Raw genomic sequence first — 1,915 nt, 5'->3', positions numbered from 1 at the left:
TGATCAGCTCCCACGCCTCATCTGTGATGACATCTCGCGACACGCTTCAAGGATCGCCCCGCCCCTGCGGAACAGGATTTAGCAACGCGCCCTAGTATCGACGACCTCGCGGCCGCCGCCGCTCTCACTGCCGACGAGGTCCGCGCCCGCCTGGCCGCGATGCCGGACACCGAGTACGACGACCAGGGCCGGATCATCGGCCAAGGCCTCACCCTGCGCCCCACCCGGCACCGGTTCACCGTCGCCGGTGAGGAGCTCTACACCTGGTGCGCCCTTGACACTCTGATCTTCCCCACCCTTATCGGCCGTCCCGCGCGGATCGAGTCGGTCTCCCCGGCCAGCGGCGACACGATCCGGGTCACGGTCGATCCGACCGCCGGTGTCACCAGCGTGGAACCAATCACCGCAGTCGTCTCCCTGGTCGACCCCGGGAATCTGCCGTCGATCCGCTCCTCGTTCTGCAACCAGGTCCACTACTTCACCTCTCCGGAAGACGCAGGCGGCTGGCTTGCAGAGCACCCGGAAGGCCGGGTACTGTCCGTCGCCGAAGCCTTCGGGCTTGGCCGCAACCTCCTCCCCGAAACGCTTGCACGTCCAGTCAGCGGCACAGGAGACGGCAGCTACCGCGGGCCGGACGCGTGCTGCTGAACCAGCCCACCTCACGGACGAAGATGGCGATGTCGCCTCACGATGACAACCGAACCGGGGGTGGTCTGCTCATGGCGCTGGGCGCGGCCTTCCTCGTGGTCGCCTGCTGCGCCCTGGGCCCGCTGCTTGCCGCGGGCGGCGCGATCACAGGAATCGGTGCCCTCCTGCACAACCCGTGGGCGATAGCAGGCGGAGTCGGGCTCCTGATCCTCGCGGCCCTGGCGAGCACCATCGCTGTGATACGCAACCGGCGACGCCACCACACGAACGACCCCGACTGCTGCCCGCCCACCCAAAACACTGAGGGCAACGCCGACGCGCAGGATGATCGGAGCCCCAGAAGCTGACACCTTCTGCTGAACCTCAGCGTTCGCGCAGGTGCCGGATCCCGAAACGACGTGTTGGTTGCGCTCTCCGAACGCCTCGTTCATCTATAGCTAAATGAGACATGATGAGCGATGCGTCAAAGGGTGCCGTCGTCGCACAATTTCGGGCGTTGAGAACGTCTCGAAAAGTTGCCTCATCGCGCTCTGCCTCACGGGGTCGCGCGACAGGAGTTTGTGAGGCATGCTGATCGGGTGAGGCTTCTCGGGTACACGCGCGTGAGCACCGTCAGTCAGGACGCGCGCCTGCAACTCGACGCCCTGGGCGCGACGGGTGTTGAGGCGAGGGACGTCTTCTCAGACGTGACCTCGGGCAGCCGTGCCGCGGTGCAGCGGCCAGGGATGAAGAGACTTCTGGAGTACGCGGAGCCCGGCGACACGGTGGTCGTCTGGCGCATCGACCGACTCGGGCGCTCCCTCATCGACGTGCTGAACACGGTGAACCTGCTGCGCGAGAAGGACGTGAAGGTTCGATCGATTTCGGATGGCATCGACCCCGAGACCTCGTCCGGGCGGATGATGCTGGGCATGCTCGCGACGCTGGCGGAGTACGAGCGTGAACTGATCACCGAGCGAGTCAACGCCGGCATCGCCGCGGCGAAGCAGGCTGGCACGCGCTTCGGCCGGCCACCCGTGGATCCGGGCGTCGTGAAGGAGAAGCTTGCGATCGTGCGAGACGCGCGCGCGAAGGGACGCACCGCCGAAGACGCAGCCCGACTGGTCGGATGGTCCAGAGCGACGCTCTACCGTCATCAGCACGCCACCGGCACCCCGGCAGCGGTCGGCGACTAGGCCGTGTTGCTATATCCATTGGAGTGCTGCGGCGAGGTTGAGTCCGGCTGCGTATGAGGTGGCGGTCTTGTCGTAGCGTGACGCGAGTCCTC

At 66.4% G+C, this 1,915-nt stretch carries 3 protein-coding genes; 2 read left to right on the top strand and 1 reads right to left on the bottom strand.

Annotated features, from left to right (window positions below; genetic code table 11):
* The first annotated feature begins 96 nt into the window (after positions 1–96).
* Entirely contained in the window at positions 97–648 is a 552-nt protein-coding gene (gene merB / locus FHS07_RS16275; protein WP_343054748.1) for an organomercurial lyase MerB, read from the top strand.
* A gap of 11 nt (positions 649–659) precedes the next feature.
* Here merB and FHS07_RS16270 read toward each other — a convergent pair whose 3' ends face one another.
* Positions 660–1,079 (bottom strand): hypothetical protein, encoded by a 420-nt coding sequence (locus tag FHS07_RS16270; RefSeq protein WP_183420941.1) that lies wholly within the window; start codon positions 1,077–1,079, stop codon positions 660–662.
* 147 nt (positions 1,080–1,226) lie between these two features.
* Here FHS07_RS16270 and FHS07_RS16265 point away from each other — a divergent pair, with 147 nt between their 5' ends.
* On the top strand, positions 1,227–1,823 hold the full coding sequence (locus FHS07_RS16265) for a recombinase family protein (RefSeq protein ID WP_070434801.1): 597 nt from the start codon (positions 1,227–1,229) through the stop codon (positions 1,821–1,823).
* Positions 1,824–1,915 lie beyond the last annotated feature (92 nt).

The organism is Microbacterium proteolyticum, assembly GCF_014192415.1.
In the GTDB taxonomy this organism is placed as follows: Bacteria; Actinomycetota; Actinomycetes; order Actinomycetales; family Microbacteriaceae; genus Microbacterium; species Microbacterium proteolyticum.
This window is presented reverse-complemented; position numbering and strand designations above follow the sequence as displayed.